We start from the raw sequence: 18937 nt of genomic DNA, 5'->3' as shown, positions 1-18937 counted from the left end.
TTGGTTATCCCTCCAATGAAACAATTTTTCGATTTGTCATTTCCAAAGCAGTTTGAATTCCTTTTTGAAGGGTATTCTTTGTTGTAACCTGAGATAAATCAATTCCAAGGTTAACGATCGTTTGGGCTATTTCTGGGCGAATACCGACAAGTAAACACTTCGCTCCTACTAATCTCACAGCCTCTGACGCTTGAATGATATGGTGGGCCACCATTGTATCTACGACAGGTACCCCCGTGATATCAATCAAGACGACCTGTGAGCGATGTTTGACGACACCATTGAGCAGATTCTCCATAATTTTTTTCGCACGATCTGTATCAATTGTTCCAACAAGTGGCATGACGGTGATGTGCTCAAATACAGGAATAAGCGGGGCAGAAAGTTCCTGTAGCGCCATTTTTTGAAGGCTGACGGTTTTTTCCCATGAGATGGAGTACTGGTTTAAGATCTCGTTATGGATGGGTGTGATGAATCGATCGATTTGCCAAATGAGGTCATGACTTTCTTGTGTTGTATCTTTGTCATCGTTCATTTTTTCATATAAATGTGTACGGATTTCCGTTAGACCGTTTGCCAGTAACTTAAGTGATATACCCATTTGAACAATTTTTAAAGCAAAATTTTGCACTTTTTCTTCAAAATCCTCACTATACCCCTCTGAAAGAGATGTAATGATTAGTTGAACATATTCCGAACAGATGGTTTCATACATTTTGTCGTTCAGCATCATGTCCGTTTCTTTTTCTCCGAGTCGTTTTAAAATGTCCGTCCACTCATTTTCTAATTCCTTTTGATGCTTTCTTGCAAAAGCTAACACGATATGATTCGACATGTTTTACCCCCTACTTACATTTAAAACTCTTCTTTAGTCTGTCTTCATTATAACGTTAATAAAAATTGAACACAAAAAAAGTTGCTCCCAGTAGAGCAACCATATCTCACCATATTAAAAATCAATAAGAGCCAAACTAACTTGTAAGGCTTCATCAACCTTCTCCATCATCTCATCATCAAGATGTGTGATTTTATCTGTCAATCTTTGTTTATCGATTGTACGAATCTGTTCCAAAAGAATGACAGAATCTCGTTCAAAGCCGTAGCGCTTTGCATTAATTTCGACGTGAGTCGGTAATTTCGCTTTTTGTATTTGGGCTGTTATGGCTGCAACGATAGCAGTCGGGCTAAAGCGATTTCCAATGTCATTTTGAATCACCAATACCGGGCGAACCCCGCCCTGCTCGGAGCCAACAACAGGAGATAAATCAGCAAAGTAAACATCACCGCGTTTAACAATCAAATGTTTAACCCCCGCTGACTAATCGCTCAACTGTATTCTCAGCCTCAAACTCTGCGTATTGTGCCTCTGAAGAGATATTCAGATTAATTTTCGCCATCTCCATGTAGCCGCGTCTCATCGATTCACGATTTTGTCGAATATTACGTTCACGAATATACGTTTTTGTCGCTCGGTAGATCAATTCATTTCTTGTTACCTTATCCTGCTCTGCTACTCGTTCGATCTCAGACATTAAAGCCTCCGGCAGTCGAATCTTCATTTCATTTGTTGCGCTGGATTCAGACAAAAAACATACACCTCCACAAAACTTACGGATACCGTATCGATCCATTCCAAGACTAATCATACCATTATTCAATGCACAAGCAAAGCTGTTTTTTCATGAATTCTTATTAGAACATGAAGCGGCTCGCCACCCGTAAATCAAGATGATAATGGAGTTCCTCTTTCCCATTATACGCTTTTTTCCGAAAATCATACGGTATTTCCAAAATCTCTAAAAAAGGGAGAATGTTTACCCTACTTTTGTCGAATAAAAAAGAACGAAGTCAGTTTGACTATCGTTCTTTTGAATGTTGTTTATAAAAAACTTGGCCCGCCTTGAAGGAGCGGATTCCGCACATGCACTCTTTCGCCGTCCTCTAAATATACTCTTGGGACGCGGTGGCCAATCGAGCAAGTGACTTCATAGTTAATGGTTTCAAGCCTTTTGGCGATTTCATCGACTGATACCATGTCTTCTCCTTGCTTACCAATCAAAACGACCGGCTCGCCTACTGGAAGCTTGTCTTTCAGTTCAATCATGAATTGATCCATACAAACCCTTCCTGCGATCTTCCGGCGTTTTCCGCCAACAAGCACTTCCGTTGCTGCCAGCTTCCTGATCCACCCATCTGCATAGCCGACTGGAACCGTGCCGATCCACGTATCTTGATTGGCTGTATACGTCGCCCCATAGCTGACACTCTCACCCTCTTGAATATGCTTTACATGGGCAAGCTTTGTATGAAGAGACATGGCTTCTTCGAGCTTGAAAGGCAATTCATCTTTGATTTCTTCAGATGGTGACAGCCCGTACATACTGATGCCGAAGCGAACCATATTAAACAAAACGTCTTTAAACCTTAAACCTGCAGCACTGTTGGCGCAATGAACGAGCAGCTTGTCCGTATGAAGCGGCTCAAGCAGTGTTTGAAAGGTGTCGACCTGCCGATCAAAGTAGGCTTCATCCTTTTCATCTGCTGTCGCAAAGTGAGTAAATACGCCTTCCAGCTGTAAATAAGATTGCTCGCTGACAAGCTTTTTCACTTCGTTCACTTGCTCTATCGTTTTCACACCTAATCGGTTCATTCCGCTGTCTATTTTCAAATGAAAACGTATCGGTTGTCCCATCTGCCCTTTCACCATTTTGGTGACGTCTCTCAGCCAATCGATGGAGTAGGCGGTCATGATGACATTGTAACGAACGGCGACTTTGACATATTCCGGCGGTACTGCGCCGAGTACAAGTATTGGTGCTTTGATGCCTTTATTTCTTAAAGAAACCGCCTCATCTAAAAAGGCGACGGCTAATACGTCTGCTCCTGCTTTGAGAGCAGCTCTCGCCACTTCTATATCTCCATGTCCATATGCATTGGCTTTCACCACAGCCATCAGTTGAACACTTTGACCGATATGATCTTTCATATGTGAAACATTATGCTTGATTGCTGATAAATTAATTTCTGCCCATGTGTCTCTATAAAAGGCATTTGTGTCCATCCGTCACACTTCCCTATTGAATGATTCAATCCCCTCATATGATACTAAAAATCAAGAATAATGTGAAACAAATCAAAGAAAATCAGCCCATGCATAGGGCTGATGTTTCATTTCTAAGGCTCTCGCCTGAGGTATTTATTTAGCTGACTGGCCTTCTACACTCTTTGCAACCATCAAGAGCTCTTCCTTCGATAGATCACTTGAAGAAATCAAGTAGTCCACTCCGTCAGATGTCCATGAAAGGGATTGATCTGTGAGAACCCCAACTGTCATGCCAAGGTCGACTGGCTCACCGTTCATTGTCACAGGCGTAGATGCTTCAGCGACTCTCGCTTTTTCCTGAATGAGTGTGAAGGATTTCTTTCCGCCATACGTCATGACATAACGCTTACCGGCATCTGTCATCATTTCTTTCTCTTCCATCTTCTTCACACCCTCTGGCATGTCAACTGGCGTTTTCACCGCAAAGCTGTCAGATGGGTCTGCACTTGTGGCAACATCCATTTGAGAGAGTGTCATGTTTTTCTTCTCATCAAATGCATCTTTGTCAAAGGATTTATTGAATTCAAAGTGAGAGAATTCCACTTTCACCATTGGCTTTTTGTCGCTATCCAGTACTTTCACACTGGCAGGCGCCATTGTTTTTTTATGAAAGGTAATCTCTTGGGTAGGCAGCATTTGGTTGTGCTGATAATTGGTTTTGGTTTCAAACACATACTTTGAATCTTTCGCTTTGAACTGAGCGGCACTGTCATTTTTAATGTCCTTCACGAGTGACTCAAATAAGTAGACCTGACTGCTATTATTTGGCCAATCACTGTGGAAACGGAAGCTCTTGTTCAATGAAGGTGTCAGCACAAACACACCATTGCCATTTCTTAAAATGACTTGACTCTGATCCTTTTTCGGATTTTCTAAATAGACACGGTAAAGTTCCGGCTTCTTGTACCAAATTTCTACTTGATACTCCTGCGGGTCATTTCCTGTCTCAATGGTCATTTTTGCTTTGGCTTTGTATGATGTCATTTCCCCTGCCTTTTTGTTTAAATCTCCAACGATATCCTGCTGAGATTTTTGACCGCATGCGGAGAGAATCAGTACAAAAAGGATTCCCGTTACAAGCAAAACAAAGCTTTTTCTCACCCTTTTCAACCCCTTCGTTAATTGTGTTAAAAGGAAGAAACCGCTTGTTTGACTTTAACAGTACGCCTCAAGAGTTAACTGCGTACCGCGAACCATCAAAGCCTGTTAGCAACTCGCCCTTCCTTATCGCACTACCCAATATATGAAGGGGGGACAAACAATATGCAGACTAGCTTGACAACCTTTCAATTAAAACTTGTGCAGCAGCATATTCTTTCGTGTGAGTGATGGACACGTGAACCTGGTCACCCTTCGTCTTTTCGCTTTTGATGAAAGGTTTTCCAAGTTCGTCTTTCTGGATCTCCATATCATGAAAGCTTAAATGCCGGCCGATTCCCGTTCCGTATGCTTTAGCGAAAGCTTCCTTTGCTGCAAAACGTCCTGCCAAAAATTCCAGCTGCCTCTTTTCACTGAGTGTGTGAAAGATGTCTTGTTCACTTAACGTTAAAATCCGTTCTGGTAAACGAGGCTGTCTACTAAGCACGCGCGCGAGCCGGTTGATCTCTACTATATCAATACCTATTCCTTTGATCATGAGGTACCTCCTATGAGACTCGTACTAATTTGGATGTTCTCTTCATAAACGTGTTACTATAAACTTACCATTATCTAGTCAAAAGGGGTTTGTTATGTTTATTCGAACGGAGAGCTTTCAACAATTTATTAGATCGTATCCAATCGTCACAACGATCCTTGCTTTGCAATTTGGTCTATGGCTTATATTTGCGCTTCCTATCCCTCTTATACAGCTTGGTCACGACCATCTCGTCGGTTTCAATTATGGTGTAGCTACTGGAGAATGGTGGCGGCTCGTCACACCTATTTTCCTTCACGGAAGTCTGACCCATATTTTGTTCAATTCTATGTCTTTGTTCTTATTCGCTCCAGCGCTTGAGCATTTGCTTGGGAAGGTTCGATTTCTCATTATCTATCTTGGTGCAGGGTTCATTGGCAATCTCGGAACCTATTGGGTGGAGCCTTTAGAGTATGTACATGTCGGCGCGTCTGGTGCGATCTTCGGTTTGTTTGGCGTTTATTTATACCTTGTTCTATTTAAACCGCATATGATGGACCGCGGCAATTCTCAGGTGATCTTAACAATTCTTGCCGTCTCTGTCATCATGACGTTCGTCAACTCGAACATCAATATCATGGCTCACTTATTTGGATTAATCGGCGGCATGCTCCTAGCACCTCTTACGCTATTTTTCCATTCAAAAAAAAGACGCTACTAACCTCATAAAAAAATGTCGATCACTCCTATGAACAGGAAGCGGATCGACATTTTTTGTTTAAGAAGATTTATTTTTTTCATACGAATACCAATCCATTACACGTGCTGCATCTTCTTCCTCAAGGTGATGCACACCAAAGGAATCAAGCAGCGCAGAGGATTTCACAAAGGTGTGAATACTCGCCACTCGGCCTTTCTTTTGGAAGAAAGATTGCGTCATCGTATAGTTTTGCATTCGTTTTCTCAAGACAATGCCAGTGGTTTTGCCAATGCCTCTTGATGTCAGTTGAATCAATGGATCTTTGATCTTATAGCCTGATTGTTTATAAGCTAAATAACCAAAAAACAAAGCAATAGGCAGCGGAATAAGTGCCAAATACCCCCATGGCGGAAAACGGACAGATAGGATTACGCCGACAAGTAATGGCACAAAGCCGAAAGAGATCAGGTAGCGCTTGAGCGAACGCTTTGGCACCTTTTTCAGTTCAGCTTCTGGCGCCAAATGATAATCATCTGTGAATTGAGATAGCAGTTCGTTGATTTTTTTCTTCCGAATCAGTGGAAATAAGACGGAAGAGGTTTCTTTTTCTGTAATAGAACCTCCTGCACTCACAAGCATCACCGTCGCAAAGCCAAAGGGTTCACGAAGAATATTTTCTTTGATTTTCACTGCTTGAATTCTCGCAAGCGGAATGGTCATTTGATGCCTCTCAATGAGCCCTCTTGTGATGATGATGTCTTTCCCTTTTCGTTTCGCGGTAAAATTCGCATATTGAAGGGCTGTTACCCCAACACTAAGAATCCAAGCAATCAATACGGCAATAAATATGAGAATCGCATAAATCTCAACACTCGCATGACTTAAAAAAGAAAACCGCTTGAGGAAACCGTCCAAAGGAAGAATTTCATCTATTTGTGTGTAAATGGCGAGGCACCCAGAAATAATGACTCCGATCCCACTGGAAGTGGTCGCAGCCAAAAGCAGCTCTGGTACACCCATTCGGTAGGAAACATTGATTTCTTTTTCTACAGGTTGCTGCGCTGTCAGAGGATCATGCGGGACATCCCCATTTTCATCCACTTCTTCTTGCTGCAAGCTTTTCTTCCGGTTGAAAATCGATTGCTTTAATTGTTCCGCTTCTGCTTTTGTAATCGCCGTCAGACTCACTTCCGGACCGTCTGTTCCACCAGCTGTTTCGATTTGGACCCGCACCAAACCAAAAATCCGTTGGAAGATACCTTCACTTGTATTCACCGTTTGAATTCGCTCTAACGAAATATATTTTTTCTTTTTTGTGATGACGCCCGATTCCACGCGAAATTCATCCTCTTCCATCCGGTAGGTAAATCGCCTCCATGCTAAAACGGTTGAAACAGCTTTCCATAAAAGAAGCACACCAAGAAAGATAAATGCATAAAAACGAATGCTCGAATTCGAGTTCACAAAAATAAGCACGAAAAAAGGGATAATGAAGTTTTTAATCATGGATACGGCATCTGATATAAAATCAATGAACATCGAGATTGGATGTACACGTTTTGGTTCAGACATCATCTTCCGTCACCCTTGCTAAACGAGATATGTAATCACGAAGCTCATCTGCTTCTTCTAATTCTAGCGCCGGTATATCATGAACTGTGGCAGCAGTCGATATTTGAACAGATGCCAAACGGTAGCGCCTTAAGAGCGGTCCTTGTGATGTATCGACATGCTGGACACGCACCATCGGTACAATCACACGTGTAACGCGAATGAGTCCATGCTGAATTTCAATTTCATTTTCGAATACTTCGTAGCGCCAGATGCGATGACGTATTTTCGGTATAAGCCAGATGCCAAAAATAATCTGCAAGACCCATAAACCGGCGAGGATGGCGCCAATCCAATATGGCCATTGAAGATAATAACTAGCAACAAATACCCCAATGATGATGAGTAAGAAAATCAATGAGATAATTCCATTTTGAAGACGCCATACCTTTAAACCATTTAAACTTATTTGACGTTGCGGCTGTTTTCTCACATTCTTCCCCCATTCTCTTACTTTTCTATCAATATATTACGAAAGAAAGCCTAAAAAGTTTCAGTAAACCTGTTAAAAAAAGCGAATCCTGCAAAGGATTCGCTTTTAAATTAGCTATTATAAGATTTCTTTTGACGGCGATCGCTAGAAGAACGATTGCGGTCATTTGAAGAACGCTTTTTATCACCGTAAGATGAACGACTTTTTCCGCGATAGCCGCCTCCGCCGCCACCGTCTCTACGTTTAGAAGAGCTGCGGTTGTTACGATTGCGTTTTGAAACCATTGGTGCTTCATCTGTCAAACGAACAGGCGTTGCATCTGGCTCTTTTGTCATCATTTTGATGGCAGCCGCAACCACTGTGACAGAATCATGATCTTCTAGCAATTCAGCAGCAGCTGTCATGTAGAAGTTTAAGTTGTTTTCACTGATGATTGTGCGCAGACGATCAATTGTTACTTGTTGTTGTCCCTCGATTGCCTCATCTAGTGTTGGTTCTTTCATACGATCCATTTTACGTTTAGTTGTTTGCTCAATCGCACGAAGCATATCTTTTTCACGCGGTGTGATAAATGTCACCGCCATACCTGTACGTCCAGCACGTCCAGTACGTCCAATACGGTGTACGTAGCTTTCTGGATCTTGTGGTACGTCAAAGTTATACACGTGTGTTACGCCTGAGATATCAAGTCCACGTGCTGCAACGTCTGTTGCTACAAGCACATCGATTGAACCTTCTTTGAATTTACGAAGCGCAACCATACGTTTCGCTTGAGTCAAGTCACCATGAATTCCTTCAGCTGTATAACCTCTAAGGTTAAGTGCTTCAGTCAATTCGTCAACGCGGCGTTTCGTACGGCCGAAGACAATTGAAAGCTCAGGTGATTGAATGTCAAGAAGACGAGTCAATGTATCAAACTTCTTACGCTCATGGATATCCAAGTAGAACTGTTGGATGTTAGAGACAGTCATTTCTTTCGCTTTTACTTTTACGTGTTCTGGGTTTGTCATGAAACGTTCTGCAATGCGCTTAATTGGTGCAGGCATTGTCGCAGAGAATAAAAGTGTTTGGTGTTCACTTGGTACATTTGAAAGGATCGATTCAATGTCTTCGATGAAACCCATGTTTAGCATTTCGTCTGCTTCATCAAGCACAACAGTTTCAACATTTTGAAGACGCATTGTACGACGGTTAATGTGATCGAGTAAACGTCCTGGAGTCCCTACGATGATATGAGGATTTTTCTTGAGCGAACGGATTTGGCGACCGATATCTTGTCCACCGTAAATCGGAAGTACACGCGCACGCTTGTCTTGGCCAATTTTGTATAGCTCTTCAGATACTTGAATCGCTAATTCTCTTGTTGGCGCAATGATAATCGCTTGGATATTTGGAGACGCTGGGTCAATTTTTTCTACAAGAGGAATACCAAACGCTGCAGTTTTTCCTGTTCCTGTTTGTGCTTGTCCAATGACATCTTTATTCTGAAGACCGAGAGGAATTGTTTCCGCTTGAATCGGTGTTGCTTCTTCAAATCCCATGCGGTTAATAGCTTTCATGAGACTTTCGCTTAATTGAAAATCTTGAAACGTTATAGTCAAATTATTCAAACTCCTTCTAATTGCTGTTTCAGTAATCTCGTGAATGATCATTAAAAACTGCCCTTACCCGAAAGGACAGGTCCATTATATACAAAGCCCGAATTACCCTACCTTATATCTTACCATTACACTATTTGTTTTTCAACAAGACAGAAATGGATATATCTACTGTTCCACAATGACAGATTCACCATCACTTTGATCGCCATCCATCCATTTCCACTTTTCGAACAGTTGAATTTTTCCGTTATCCAACTGCTTAGGTGTAGAATTGCAAGACCCGCTTCTCATGCTGCCGTCTTTGCTGACATGGTGGTATCTAAAATGAAGTGTTCCATCCTCATTTACAGTTCCTACAAGTACACCAGATACAATACTGCCGCCTTGATATGTGCCCGTTAATATATTCCCGTCCTGACGATATTGAAATATGGTGCCTGCCGATACTTCTCCGTTACTCGAATTAGACTGCGGGACAAAGGTTTTTCCATCGTATTGAAACAACCGAATCAGCCACCTTTTCTTTCCTATTGTACCATAGGCTTGTCACTCATTCGACAAAAATGATGCAATTTTTAACAAGTGGGATTCAATTTATATTAGTTTAGCCACATTTTCGCTTTTCTATAGATTAAATTGTTTTTTTTAGAAATTGCTCTACTTTTCCAAACAATTGCTGTGCACACGGCTCGTGACAAACATGATGTTTACAGTCAGGTAAATAAAACACTTCTTTCTGACGAGACGGGATTTTATGATCAATAAATTGTGCACTTGAAGCTGGCACAATCCCATCGCTTTCTCCTTGAACAATTAACACAGGGAGGTGTAGTTTCTCAAGGGAGCTCTTCGTTTGCTTCACCAGTTTCATAAATTCAACAGCGGCTGACAGCGGTGTGCTCGTTAGCTTATGACGGTATCTATCATACAAAGGATTCGTATCAATCAGCCCAGACAATGATTCTTTCACCAACTGCCTTGTGTCTTGAATCATTTGTTTTGGATTCACATATTTCGCCGCAGCACTTAAAAGGACGAGACGAGCAACTGGATACTTCGCTGCAAGATAAGAAGCAATCATTCCTCCCATGGAAAACCCGATCAAAAAAATGGTATCACATGTTCTGTAAAGAGAAAGAAGTTCTAATTCAGCTGTCGCAATCCATTCTTGATAGAGAATACCTTTTAGCTGAAGTTCATCTCCATGCCCCGGAAGCGTGACAGACTGAACGTTCCAATCTGTCTTCTGCTTTAAATATTGCGCTAGCGGTTCCACTTCATAGGGAGCGCCTGTGAATCCATGTATACATAGACAGCCAATCATTCTGTCACCTTCTTTGCCGCTCACTTTTTATAGCGCAGTAATGACTTCTTCTAATCTCATGCCGCGTGAGGCTTTGATGAGAACAACATCGTCAGGACCTGCTACATCAGCAAGTTTTTTCTTCAGTTCCTCTTTGTCCATAAATGAGGACACGCGCGCGTCACCGAATGATTTCTTTGCTCCTTCAGCGATGAATGCACCTAAGCGGCCATACGTCATCACATGATCAATGAATTCAGGCTTGATGTAGCGGCCTAGTTCATAATGATACGTTTCTTCCTCGCTGCCCATTTCGAGCATGTCTCCAAGGACAAGAATCCTATTTGCAAAGCCGTCCATATCTCCTACAAGATCAATGGCAGCTTTCATGGAAGTAGGACTTGCATTATACGCATCATTGATAACAGTGATTCCTTTTTCTGTTTTAAACAGTTCAAGACGCATTCCTGTTAACTTTGTTTGCATGAGTCCTTGGGCGATTTGTCTTTCATTCAGTCCGAAATGCTGGCCTATGGCAATGGCAGCAAGGGCATTCTTTACATTATGTTTCCCTAATACAGGAATGAGAAACCCCTGGGCATACCCTTCGACCTGAAATTCAGTTCCTTCTGCAAGCTGGTTGATATGCGTTACCTTGATATCACAGTCCTCTGCTTCTCCAAAGGTTTTCACTTGCTGCGAAAGTGCAGTCGCTCTCTCGCGGATCAAAGGTTCATCTCCTAAATAATAAAAGGTACCATCCTTTTTTAGCCCTTTTGTGATCTCACATTTTGCATCAGCAATGGCTTCTCTTGATCCTAAATCTTGCATATGAGATTCTCCGATATTGGTGATGACTGCTGCATCAGGCTCAGCTAGGTTTGACAAGAACTCGATCTCGCCTTTTGCACTCATGCCCATCTCCAAGACAGCTATCTCTGTACCTTCTGGCATCGCAAGAATAGTGAGCGGAAGACCGATATGATTATTAAAGTTACCGTCTGTTTTATGAACTTGATACGTTGTTTGTAAGACGGAATGAATCATATCTTTCGTTGTCGTTTTCCCGTTACTTCCTGTAATACCGACAACACGAGGGTTTTCTTCTTTTAAATATGATTTTGCCAATTGCTGCAGTGCTGCCAGTGTATCGTCGACAAGAATGACAGGTACACCGAACGGTGGATTGGCTTCTTTTTGATTCCAAAGAACGGCTGCGGCTCCAAGCTCCACTGCTTTAGAAGCAAATGTGTGACCGTTAAAATGTTCTCCAATTAAGGGGATAAACAATGCACCTTTTGATACTTTTCGTGTATCTGTCGTCACTCCGTAAATTTGCTCTTCGCCAAAAGCTTGATTAGATAGTGTCCCACCAGCCATTTGGGCGATTTGATTCACTGTACGTTTGATCATGATTTTTTCGCCTCTCTTTCTCATTTCACGTTTGAAGGAAAAGAGACACTACCAAAGGATAGTGTCTGCTTGTTGCTCACATTAAAAAGTCGTTTTAATGGTTTGTTTTTCTTGATGGCGTTCAATTGCAAGTGACACTAGCTTTTCAATTAGCTCTGGATACTCTACACCAGTGTGCTTCCAAAGAAGCGGGAACATACTGAATGGTGTGAATCCAGGCATTGTATTCACTTCATTGATCAACACTTCGCCTTTTTCTGTGAGGAAGAAGTCTGCACGTACAAGACCAGAACCATCTAGGGATTTAAATGCCTTAATCGCCATATCATGAATCGTCTTGTATTCATCTTCTGACACACTCGCAGGAATGATCAAATCTGTATCGCCATCTTCATATTTTGCTTTGTAGTCATAAAAATCTGTTTTAGGTGCAATTTCACCAACGACAGAGCACTTCGGCTCGTCATTTCCTAATACACCTATCTCGATTTCTCTTCCTACGACGCCTTCTTCTACGACCACACGACGATCATATTGGAAAGCCAAGTCGAATGCGGTTTGCAGCTCTTCTTTGCTGCGGCATTTGCTTATTCCAACACTTGATCCCATGTTGGCAGGTTTCACAAAGCATGGATAGCCAAGTACTTGTTCTACCTGTTCTAAGCTGTCTGCTGTGGCTTTCTCATAGTCTTTTTTATTGAAGGAAAGGTGCTTTGCTTGTGCAAGTCCTGCTTGAGCAAAAACATCTTTCATCATGACTTTATCCATACCCGCGGCAGAAGCAAGAACGCCGTTGCCGACATACGGGATATTTAGCAGTTCAAGTAATCCTTGCATCGTTCCATCTTCACCATTTGGCCCGTGCAACAATGGGAAGACAACATCAATCTTCTCATCAGCGGATGCAGGCTGTGGAAACATGCTCTCATTTAAAGAAGTTGGTAAAAACGTCTTTGCGCTCTGTTCAAATTGAAGCATTCTGACGTTTGATACTGGTTCAGTGAGTTTTTCTCCTCTTAGCCATTCGCCCTCTTCTGTAATATAAATTGGATGTATATCGAACTTCTCAGTGTTAAGTGCTTTTGTAACTGCAAGGGCTGTTTGCAGTGATACATTATGTTCGGCTGACTTTCCGCCGTAAATCAATCCTAAACTTATTTTCAATGGATACTCCCCCCACTAAAATTCATCTTTACTATCTTATCACTTTCAAGCAAAAATGCTCTAATTAATTTTTGTTGTTACGGAATTGAAATGATTTGTAAAGTTGTAAGCGCCTCCCGAGCATTTGTATGTCATTCGCCTTTATTTTATATTAAAATGACATTGAAAAGGAGTTGTGACAAATTGAAAAAAATCACAAGTACTGAACAATTCAATGAAATCATTCAATCTGACAAAGAAGTCATCGTTAAATTCTTTGCAACATGGTGTCCTGACTGTACAAGAATGGACATGTTCATTCCAGACATCTTAGAGGCGTATGCTCACCATGAATGGTTTGAAATAAACAAAGATGATTTCCCTGAATTAGCAGAAACGTATCAGGTCATGGGTATTCCAAGCCTGTTAATTTTCAAAAATGGCGAAAAAACAGGTCATTTACACAGTGCAAACGCAAAATCACCTGAAGAAGTGACAGAGTTTCTTCAAGGGCACGTTTCTTAAATCGTGAAACGAAGGACATCAGCAAACACTTGCTGGTGTCTTTTTTTCTCCATCTCTTACATCAAATCTCTTCATAAGACGAATTGTTCAGTCAAAACGTTTCAATGAGCGAAAGAATGTTTTATATAGAGGCTTCTCTTACGACAAGAAATGACAGAAATTATTTCCTGGGAAAGAATGAGCGTCGACTAGGCTTCGAATTTGTCGATTACATGAATTTTCTGAATATAATCTTTACTTCCGGCATTGTGCTTTGTATAATAAAGGTGCTAATTGAAAATGATTATCAATTTCATCTATGTAGAATCCTATAGACGTCTATTCTTATAAAGGAGCGATGAGTCACATGTCTAAGAAGAAAATCAAAACGTATCAGCAATTGATTGAAGAAAACAAGAAAGCCATCATGCGCGATCCTAAAATGATGGAAAGTATATACGAAACCATCGACAAAAAGCATCAGAAGCAGCTTGCAGCTGCTGGACGTGAATCATAAACATAAGGGGGAGCAGTCAAAGCTGGCTGCTCCTCTCTTTTGTCTTTTTCAACAAAAAAAGCCGATAAAATCTATGCTGTGATTTTATCGGCTTTTGTTTTAATGTGATTTCGCTACACGGTCCTGCTTCATTCCTAAATAAATGAGCATATATGTGAGATAACCCATAGTCATTGTTAAACCACCGAAGAAGAACTGAGAAAAGACAGGCTCCTCAAATGTTGTGACAGCTGCAAGTATGATCCAGCTCGCATATAAATAAACCATGAACCATTTCATGTTTCTTTTAAGTGTATACAGAAAGAAAAGACCCGCTAACGAAAAGATCCCCAGCGCTAGTCTGAAATAAATAAGATGATCAAACTGGAAGGCAAAAGACACAAACGAAAACGACAGCAGCAACAAAATGGGTAAAGCCGTAATGAAATTTTTCACGATAGTGCCACCTCCAAGACTCCCTCTTATTATAAGACAAAATCAGCCGGTTATCGTGAAATGCAGACTCGTTTTCACAAAGATGTCACGAATTTTTCTTGTTATTTGACACAATTTTTACACATTTACATCACGCTTCCAAAAAAGAACCCAAGCCGTGCCAACAAAGAAAACAAAATGCGCCCCTACCATAAATAGAGAAAACAAAGGGCTCATGCCATGGAAGGGCGGCGGTCCTTGAAAGCTGTACTGAGTAAAGTCTGTATTAGCAAAAAGCAGGATTTTCCCCCACTGATTTTCTAAAAGAGACATAATAGGCACAAGTGATTTAGCTGCATATAAAACAAAAAACGAGGTCACAAGCGCAACGAGGCTGTTCCTAAACAAGCTGGAACACATAAAAGCGAAGCTTGCCATCATGATCACTTCCACCCACTGAGATCCGATCACAGCAAACGTATGCTGAAATAATCGTCCCGTACTTTCGTCAAATGCAGTACCAAAGAAAATAAAGCCAAATAGGAAAGCAATGACATAATAAAAAACAAACAAATAAATGACCATAAGCACAAGTGTGATGTATTTTGACAGGAAAATTTGCAGCCTTGTTTTGGGCCGTATCAATAAAAACTTGATCGTTCTTTTTTGAAATTCTGTTGAGATCAAGGTCGCGCCAATGACAACCGCGAGCACCTGTAAAATAAACACGACGTTTGTGGAATAAGCAAAATAGTTGGCGACAGTGTCTTGTCCACCAAAGCTGGAGATGACTCGTTTCAACGCTAGAGCCATCGCTAATTGAAACACAACAATCAATCCAAGTGCAATGAACGTGATCTTTTTCCTCGTAATTTTCTTATGCTCATTCTTGATGAGTTGAAGCATCTGCCGTCCCGCCTTCCGTCCATTTCATAAATGCCTCTTCAATTGATGGCTTTTGAGGCGTCATTTCAAGTACAGCAAATCCAGCCAGAACAAGCTGTTTGTTCAGCTCAGGCACTTGGTCTTTGTTCAATTGAAGTAATACATGCGCTCCGTTTCGTTCATATGTATAGGCATGTGTATCAAGCCACGCAGCCGCCTTTTCCACTGGCTGAATATTCATGAGCATCTGTTCTTTCCCCTCTATGTCTCGAAGCATGGCACTGGCTTTGATCTGTCCTTTTTGAATGATGATCATACGGTCACATAGCTCTTCTACCTCATGCAATAAATGTGTGGCGAATAAGACGGACGTTCCTTCTTCTCTTACTAGCGTTTGCAAGTGCTCCCTGAATTCCTTCATACCTGCAGGATCAAGTCCATTTGTCGGTTCGTCTAAAATGAGCAGGTTCGGCTGATGTAATATGGCTTGTGCAATCCCAAGCCTTTGTTTCATCCCCAGTGAATATGTCTTCACCTTCTGATGAATGGCGTGCTCCAGACGAACTCTTTTCACCACTTCCTGTATTCGTTCCTCTGTCACTCCATCGTGCATCGCCGCATACAGTTCAAGGTTTTCGAAGCCTGTTAAATAAGAATAAAATTCGGGATTTTCTATGATTGCACCAACAGATGACATCGCATGTAGGAAATCCTCATCCTGTGAATATCCATTGATCATGATTCGGCCATTGTTTTTTTTCATCAAGCCAACGATCAAACGAATCAAGGTTGTTTTTCCAGACCCATTTGGTCCTAGTAAGCCGACGATTTCCCCTTTCCCTATTTCTATAGATATATCTTGTAAGATCATTTTCCGGCCAATTCGTTTATCGACTTTCTCTACTTTTAGAACAGCAGATTCCAACGTGGTTCCTCCTTCTGATGTAAAACCTAAAGCGGCAAATAAGACCGCTCATTCTGTTAAAAGTATATCACGCAAGACAAGGGACTCCATGAAAAAAAGGCTGATCGAGTCAGCCCTTCTTTTACATTACATGGATAGGTTCGGTGATGCTGCGTCTGTCTCGTGTTTTTTCTCCGTTTCTGTCACAATCACCGCACATGCGGCGTCACCTGTAATATTGACAACGGTTCTTGCCATATCTAATAAGCGGTCTATGCCAAGGATGAGCGCAATGCCTTCAACCGGCAGATTCACAGAGTTCAGTACCATAGCGAGCATAATGAGCCCAACTCCTGGCACACCCGCTGTACCGATACTTGCTAAGACAGCCGTTAAGACAACCGTCAACATTTGGACAAGCGTCAGTTCAACTCCATACACTTGCGCGATAAAAATAGTCGCGACCCCTTGCATAATCGCTGTGCCATCCATATTAATGGTTGCACCAAGCGGCTGTACAAAGCTTGAAATCGGCTCCGGCACCTTCAAACGTTTCTGGGCTGTTTCCATCGAGACTGGGAGGACTGCGTTACTACTTGACGTACTAAATGCGACAACCATTGCTGGAGAAAATCCTTTGAAAAATGCCATCGGATTTCGCTTCGCTAAAATGGCGACAGTTGACCCATAAGTTAGGAAGAAATGCAGCACGAGCGCAACTAACACGACCGAGAAATAAAGGCCCATCGCTTTCATCGCATCAAATCCCTGACTGCCAATGGCAGTTGCGATCAAACCGAATGTTCCGTACGGTGCGAACTTCATCACTATGCCGACAAGGTACATCATTAATTCATTTCCTTGTTCAAACAGCTTCAGCAAACCTTCCGTCTTCTTCCCAAGCATGGCAATGCCAAGACCTAAAAATACACAAAAGACGATGATTTGAAGCATGTTTCCTTCAACTAAAGATTGGACTGGATTGGTTGGGATGATGTTGAGTAGTGTTTCTGCCATTGATGGGGCTTCCTCTGCGGAATAATCAGCTGCTTTCGTATCAAAATGACCGAATGCTCCCGGCTTGATTAATAAGGCTAATGAAATGCCAATGATGATGGCAAAAGTAGTAGTAAGCAGGAAATAAGTAATGGTTTTTACGCCGATTCTGCCAAGCTTTTTCGGATCACCTAGACCTGCTACACCTAGTGTGATGGAAAAGAATACGATCGGCACCACTAACATTTTAATCAGGTTTAAGAAGATTTGACCTAGAGGCGTAAATAGATAAGGGTCTAACACTTTGAATACATTTGGAGCAAAAATGTTAAGCAATAGTCCTGTGATTGCACCTACAAACAAGGCAATAATAATTTTCGTCGCTAGCTTCAATAAAATCTCCCCTTCCTCATCAAAAAAGACCCACAAGAGAGTTTTCTCGTGGGTCTTTGTTTCCATACACGTACCACTGTTTACTCTCTTCACGCCGATGAGGTTAGCTGACGGGTTAGGACGAAGAGATGTCCTTTTTTCTCACAGAGAAAAATTCACCCCAAAAACATGGGTCCCCCATTCCTTTAGAAGGATTAAGCGTGTGGTAATATGATATTTTCATACTATTTATACCTTATTTTCGGAAAATTGTAAACAGGTTCATATGAACTTTTTAATTACTTTCTTCCTTATTCGTGACCTCCAAAATATCTAAAATGAACACAAAGATCGGGATACCAATAATCAGTCCCCAAATGCCGATGTAGTGTTCAGAGAAGATCAGCACAACAAATGTGAAGAAGATAGGGAGTTCTGTTTTTGCTGACATGAGCTTCGGGTTTAGGAAATAGGCTTCAATGGCATGGATGATGACGATCACAAGCACGATATACAGGACATACATGCCGCCTCCAAGCGTATACGCAATGATGCTGAGTGGAATAAGTGAGATAACCACACCTGCCACAGGGATTAAGCCTAGCAAAAAGACCATGACCGCTAATCCAAATAATTGCGGGAATCCCATAATACCTAGCGCAATGGTTGTTAAAACACAGTTAACAGTTGCAATAATAAACTGTGCTTCGAGTACCTTTCCGAACGTTCTGGAAAATTTACGTCCAAAGAAGGCGATTTCGTTATAGAACACAGAGATTTTACTCGTTTTGAACTTGTTCATGAATTGAATGAGGCGTTCCTTTTCGAACAGGAAGAACATGCTTAATATTAAGGACATAATGACCTGGATACTGAACGTACTGAAATCAGTTAAGTATGTATAGAGGAAATTAAACCCTTTCTCAAAGTAAGCTGATATTTTAAAATCTCCGAATACGTTCGTGATGACATCAATGAAGGGTAAATCTTGTGGATGATCTGCAATTTTCTTTCCTAAATGAAATAGCTGCTCCACCTGTTTGGCGATGATTGGCACAAACACGAATCCGCCAACCGTCAATCCACCAGCCAAAAGAATATACAAAATGGTAATAACCGATTTCTGCCCTATTTTCAGGAAGCGACTTAAAAAGCCTCTAATGACCTCTTCTAACCGATTCATCAAAAAGGTGAATATGAAGGTCAAGAGAATTAAATTCATCATTCCTCTTAATAAATATAAGGCTGTGGCTAATACTACAAATACAGAAAACCGCTTAACACCGGGTTTTTCGAACAATTTTAAAAATGCTGCCATTTCGTTATACACCTGCCAGGACTAAAGTCTATTTTTCATTGGATCTGATATACATTATATCGGATCTTTCTGTAAATTATATAACAAAAGGTCAATGAGGTCTTA

Annotated in this window: 21 protein-coding genes and 1 riboswitch; of the genes, 3 read left to right on the top strand and 18 right to left on the bottom strand. The window is 41.4% G+C overall.

Annotated elements, in window-relative coordinates; translation table 11 throughout:
• Nucleotides 1–4: 4 nt before the first annotated feature.
• From NSS78_RS02585 to acpS, 6 genes are all read right to left on the bottom strand, one after another.
• Entirely contained in the window at nt 5–835 is an 831-nt protein-coding gene (locus NSS78_RS02585; RefSeq protein ID WP_003214372.1) for an RsbT co-antagonist protein RsbRA, read from the bottom strand.
• 114 nt (nt 836–949) lie between these two features.
• Nucleotides 950–1300 (bottom strand): type II toxin-antitoxin system endoribonuclease NdoA, encoded by a 351-nt coding sequence (gene ndoA / locus NSS78_RS02580; protein ID WP_003214169.1) that lies wholly within the window; start codon nt 1298–1300, stop codon nt 950–952.
• A 4-nt stretch (nt 1301–1304) separates the two neighbouring features.
• Nucleotides 1305–1586 (bottom strand): hypothetical protein, encoded by a 282-nt coding sequence (locus NSS78_RS02575; protein WP_003214273.1) that lies wholly within the window; start codon nt 1584–1586, stop codon nt 1305–1307.
• Between the two features lie 293 nt (nt 1587–1879).
• A complete protein-coding gene (alr, locus tag NSS78_RS02570) occupies nt 1880–3061 on the bottom strand; it encodes an alanine racemase (RefSeq protein ID WP_212046677.1) in 1182 nt (393 codons plus the stop codon).
• Nucleotides 3062–3196: 135 nt separating this feature from the next.
• The gene (locus NSS78_RS02565; protein WP_106030172.1) at nt 3197–4213 is read right to left on the bottom strand and encodes an outer membrane lipoprotein carrier protein LolA; all 1017 of its coding nucleotides are present in this window, start codon (nt 4211–4213) and stop codon (nt 3197–3199) included.
• 160 nt (nt 4214–4373) lie between these two features.
• Nucleotides 4374–4739 (bottom strand): holo-ACP synthase, encoded by a 366-nt coding sequence (acpS, locus tag NSS78_RS02560; RefSeq protein ID WP_050945549.1) that lies wholly within the window; start codon nt 4737–4739, stop codon nt 4374–4376.
• A 94-nt stretch (nt 4740–4833) separates the two neighbouring features.
• Here acpS and NSS78_RS02555 point away from each other — a divergent pair, with 94 nt between their 5' ends.
• Nucleotides 4834–5439: a rhomboid family intramembrane serine protease gene (locus tag NSS78_RS02555; protein ID WP_050945548.1), complete on the top strand. Its 606-nt coding sequence runs from the start codon at nt 4834–4836 to the stop codon at nt 5437–5439.
• Between the two features lie 57 nt (nt 5440–5496).
• Here NSS78_RS02555 and NSS78_RS02550 read toward each other — a convergent pair whose 3' ends face one another.
• The 7 genes from NSS78_RS02550 to NSS78_RS02520 form a co-directional block, all read right to left on the bottom strand.
• Nucleotides 5497–6993, bottom strand: a complete 1497-nt coding sequence (locus NSS78_RS02550) for a PH domain-containing protein (protein WP_212046678.1) — start codon at nt 6991–6993, stop codon at nt 5497–5499.
• Nucleotides 6983–7462, bottom strand: a complete 480-nt coding sequence (locus NSS78_RS02545; protein ID WP_212046679.1) for a PH domain-containing protein — start codon at nt 7460–7462, stop codon at nt 6983–6985. The genes NSS78_RS02550 and NSS78_RS02545 overlap by 11 nt, the downstream gene beginning before the upstream one ends.
• Nucleotides 7463–7572: 110 nt before the next feature.
• The gene (locus tag NSS78_RS02540; RefSeq protein ID WP_003214093.1) at nt 7573–9063 is read right to left on the bottom strand and encodes a DEAD/DEAH box helicase; all 1491 of its coding nucleotides are present in this window, start codon (nt 9061–9063) and stop codon (nt 7573–7575) included.
• 165 nt (nt 9064–9228) lie between these two features.
• Nucleotides 9229–9567: a hypothetical protein gene (locus tag NSS78_RS02535; RefSeq protein ID WP_003213982.1), complete on the bottom strand. Its 339-nt coding sequence runs from the start codon at nt 9565–9567 to the stop codon at nt 9229–9231.
• Nucleotides 9568–9694: 127 nt separating this feature from the next.
• Nucleotides 9695–10387: an alpha/beta fold hydrolase gene (locus tag NSS78_RS02530; RefSeq protein ID WP_050945546.1), complete on the bottom strand. Its 693-nt coding sequence runs from the start codon at nt 10385–10387 to the stop codon at nt 9695–9697.
• A 27-nt stretch (nt 10388–10414) separates the two neighbouring features.
• Nucleotides 10415–11779 (bottom strand): UDP-N-acetylmuramoyl-tripeptide--D-alanyl-D-alanine ligase, encoded by a 1365-nt coding sequence (gene murF, locus NSS78_RS02525; protein ID WP_050945545.1) that lies wholly within the window; start codon nt 11777–11779, stop codon nt 10415–10417.
• A gap of 81 nt (nt 11780–11860) precedes the next feature.
• Nucleotides 11861–12943, bottom strand: a complete 1083-nt coding sequence (locus tag NSS78_RS02520) for a D-alanine--D-alanine ligase (protein WP_044140559.1) — start codon at nt 12941–12943, stop codon at nt 11861–11863.
• Between the two features lie 183 nt (nt 12944–13126).
• Here NSS78_RS02520 and NSS78_RS02515 point away from each other — a divergent pair, with 183 nt between their 5' ends.
• Entirely contained in the window at nt 13127–13447 is a 321-nt protein-coding gene (locus tag NSS78_RS02515; protein WP_034663973.1) for a thioredoxin family protein, read from the top strand.
• Between the two features lie 346 nt (nt 13448–13793).
• Complete coding sequence (gene fbpB, locus NSS78_RS02510) at nt 13794–13943, top strand: Fur-regulated basic protein FbpB (protein ID WP_003214266.1); 150 nt, start codon at nt 13794–13796, stop codon at nt 13941–13943.
• 99 nt (nt 13944–14042) lie between these two features.
• On the opposite strand, the gene NSS78_RS02505 is transcribed toward fbpB, so the two are convergent.
• From NSS78_RS02505 to NSS78_RS02485, 5 genes are all read right to left on the bottom strand, one after another.
• Complete coding sequence (locus tag NSS78_RS02505) at nt 14043–14378, bottom strand: hypothetical protein (RefSeq protein WP_003214381.1); 336 nt, start codon at nt 14376–14378, stop codon at nt 14043–14045.
• 117 nt (nt 14379–14495) lie between these two features.
• Complete coding sequence (locus NSS78_RS02500; protein WP_212046680.1) at nt 14496–15263, bottom strand: ABC transporter permease; 768 nt, start codon at nt 15261–15263, stop codon at nt 14496–14498.
• Entirely contained in the window at nt 15241–16167 is a 927-nt protein-coding gene (locus NSS78_RS02495) for an ABC transporter ATP-binding protein (protein ID WP_050945542.1), read from the bottom strand. The genes NSS78_RS02500 and NSS78_RS02495 overlap by 23 nt, the downstream gene beginning before the upstream one ends.
• 126 nt (nt 16168–16293) lie before the next feature.
• Nucleotides 16294–17535, bottom strand: coding sequence for a dicarboxylate/amino acid:cation symporter (locus NSS78_RS02490; RefSeq protein WP_034620244.1), 1242 nt, complete (start codon nt 17533–17535; stop codon nt 16294–16296).
• A 78-nt stretch (nt 17536–17613) separates the two neighbouring features.
• A riboswitch (cyclic di-AMP (ydaO/yuaA leader) is annotated at nt 17614–17746 on the bottom strand.
• Nucleotides 17747–17809: 63 nt separating this feature from the next.
• The gene (locus tag NSS78_RS02485; protein WP_050945541.1) at nt 17810–18832 is read right to left on the bottom strand and encodes an AI-2E family transporter; all 1023 of its coding nucleotides are present in this window, start codon (nt 18830–18832) and stop codon (nt 17810–17812) included.
• Nucleotides 18833–18937 lie beyond the last annotated feature (105 nt).

This window comes from Bacillus sp. FSL W8-0920 (assembly GCF_038593215.1).
GTDB classification, from domain to species: Bacteria; Bacillota; Bacilli; order Bacillales; family Bacillaceae; genus Bacillus; species Bacillus pumilus.
Note: the sequence above shows the minus strand (reverse complement) of the source record. Positions and strands in the feature narration are given on the sequence as shown.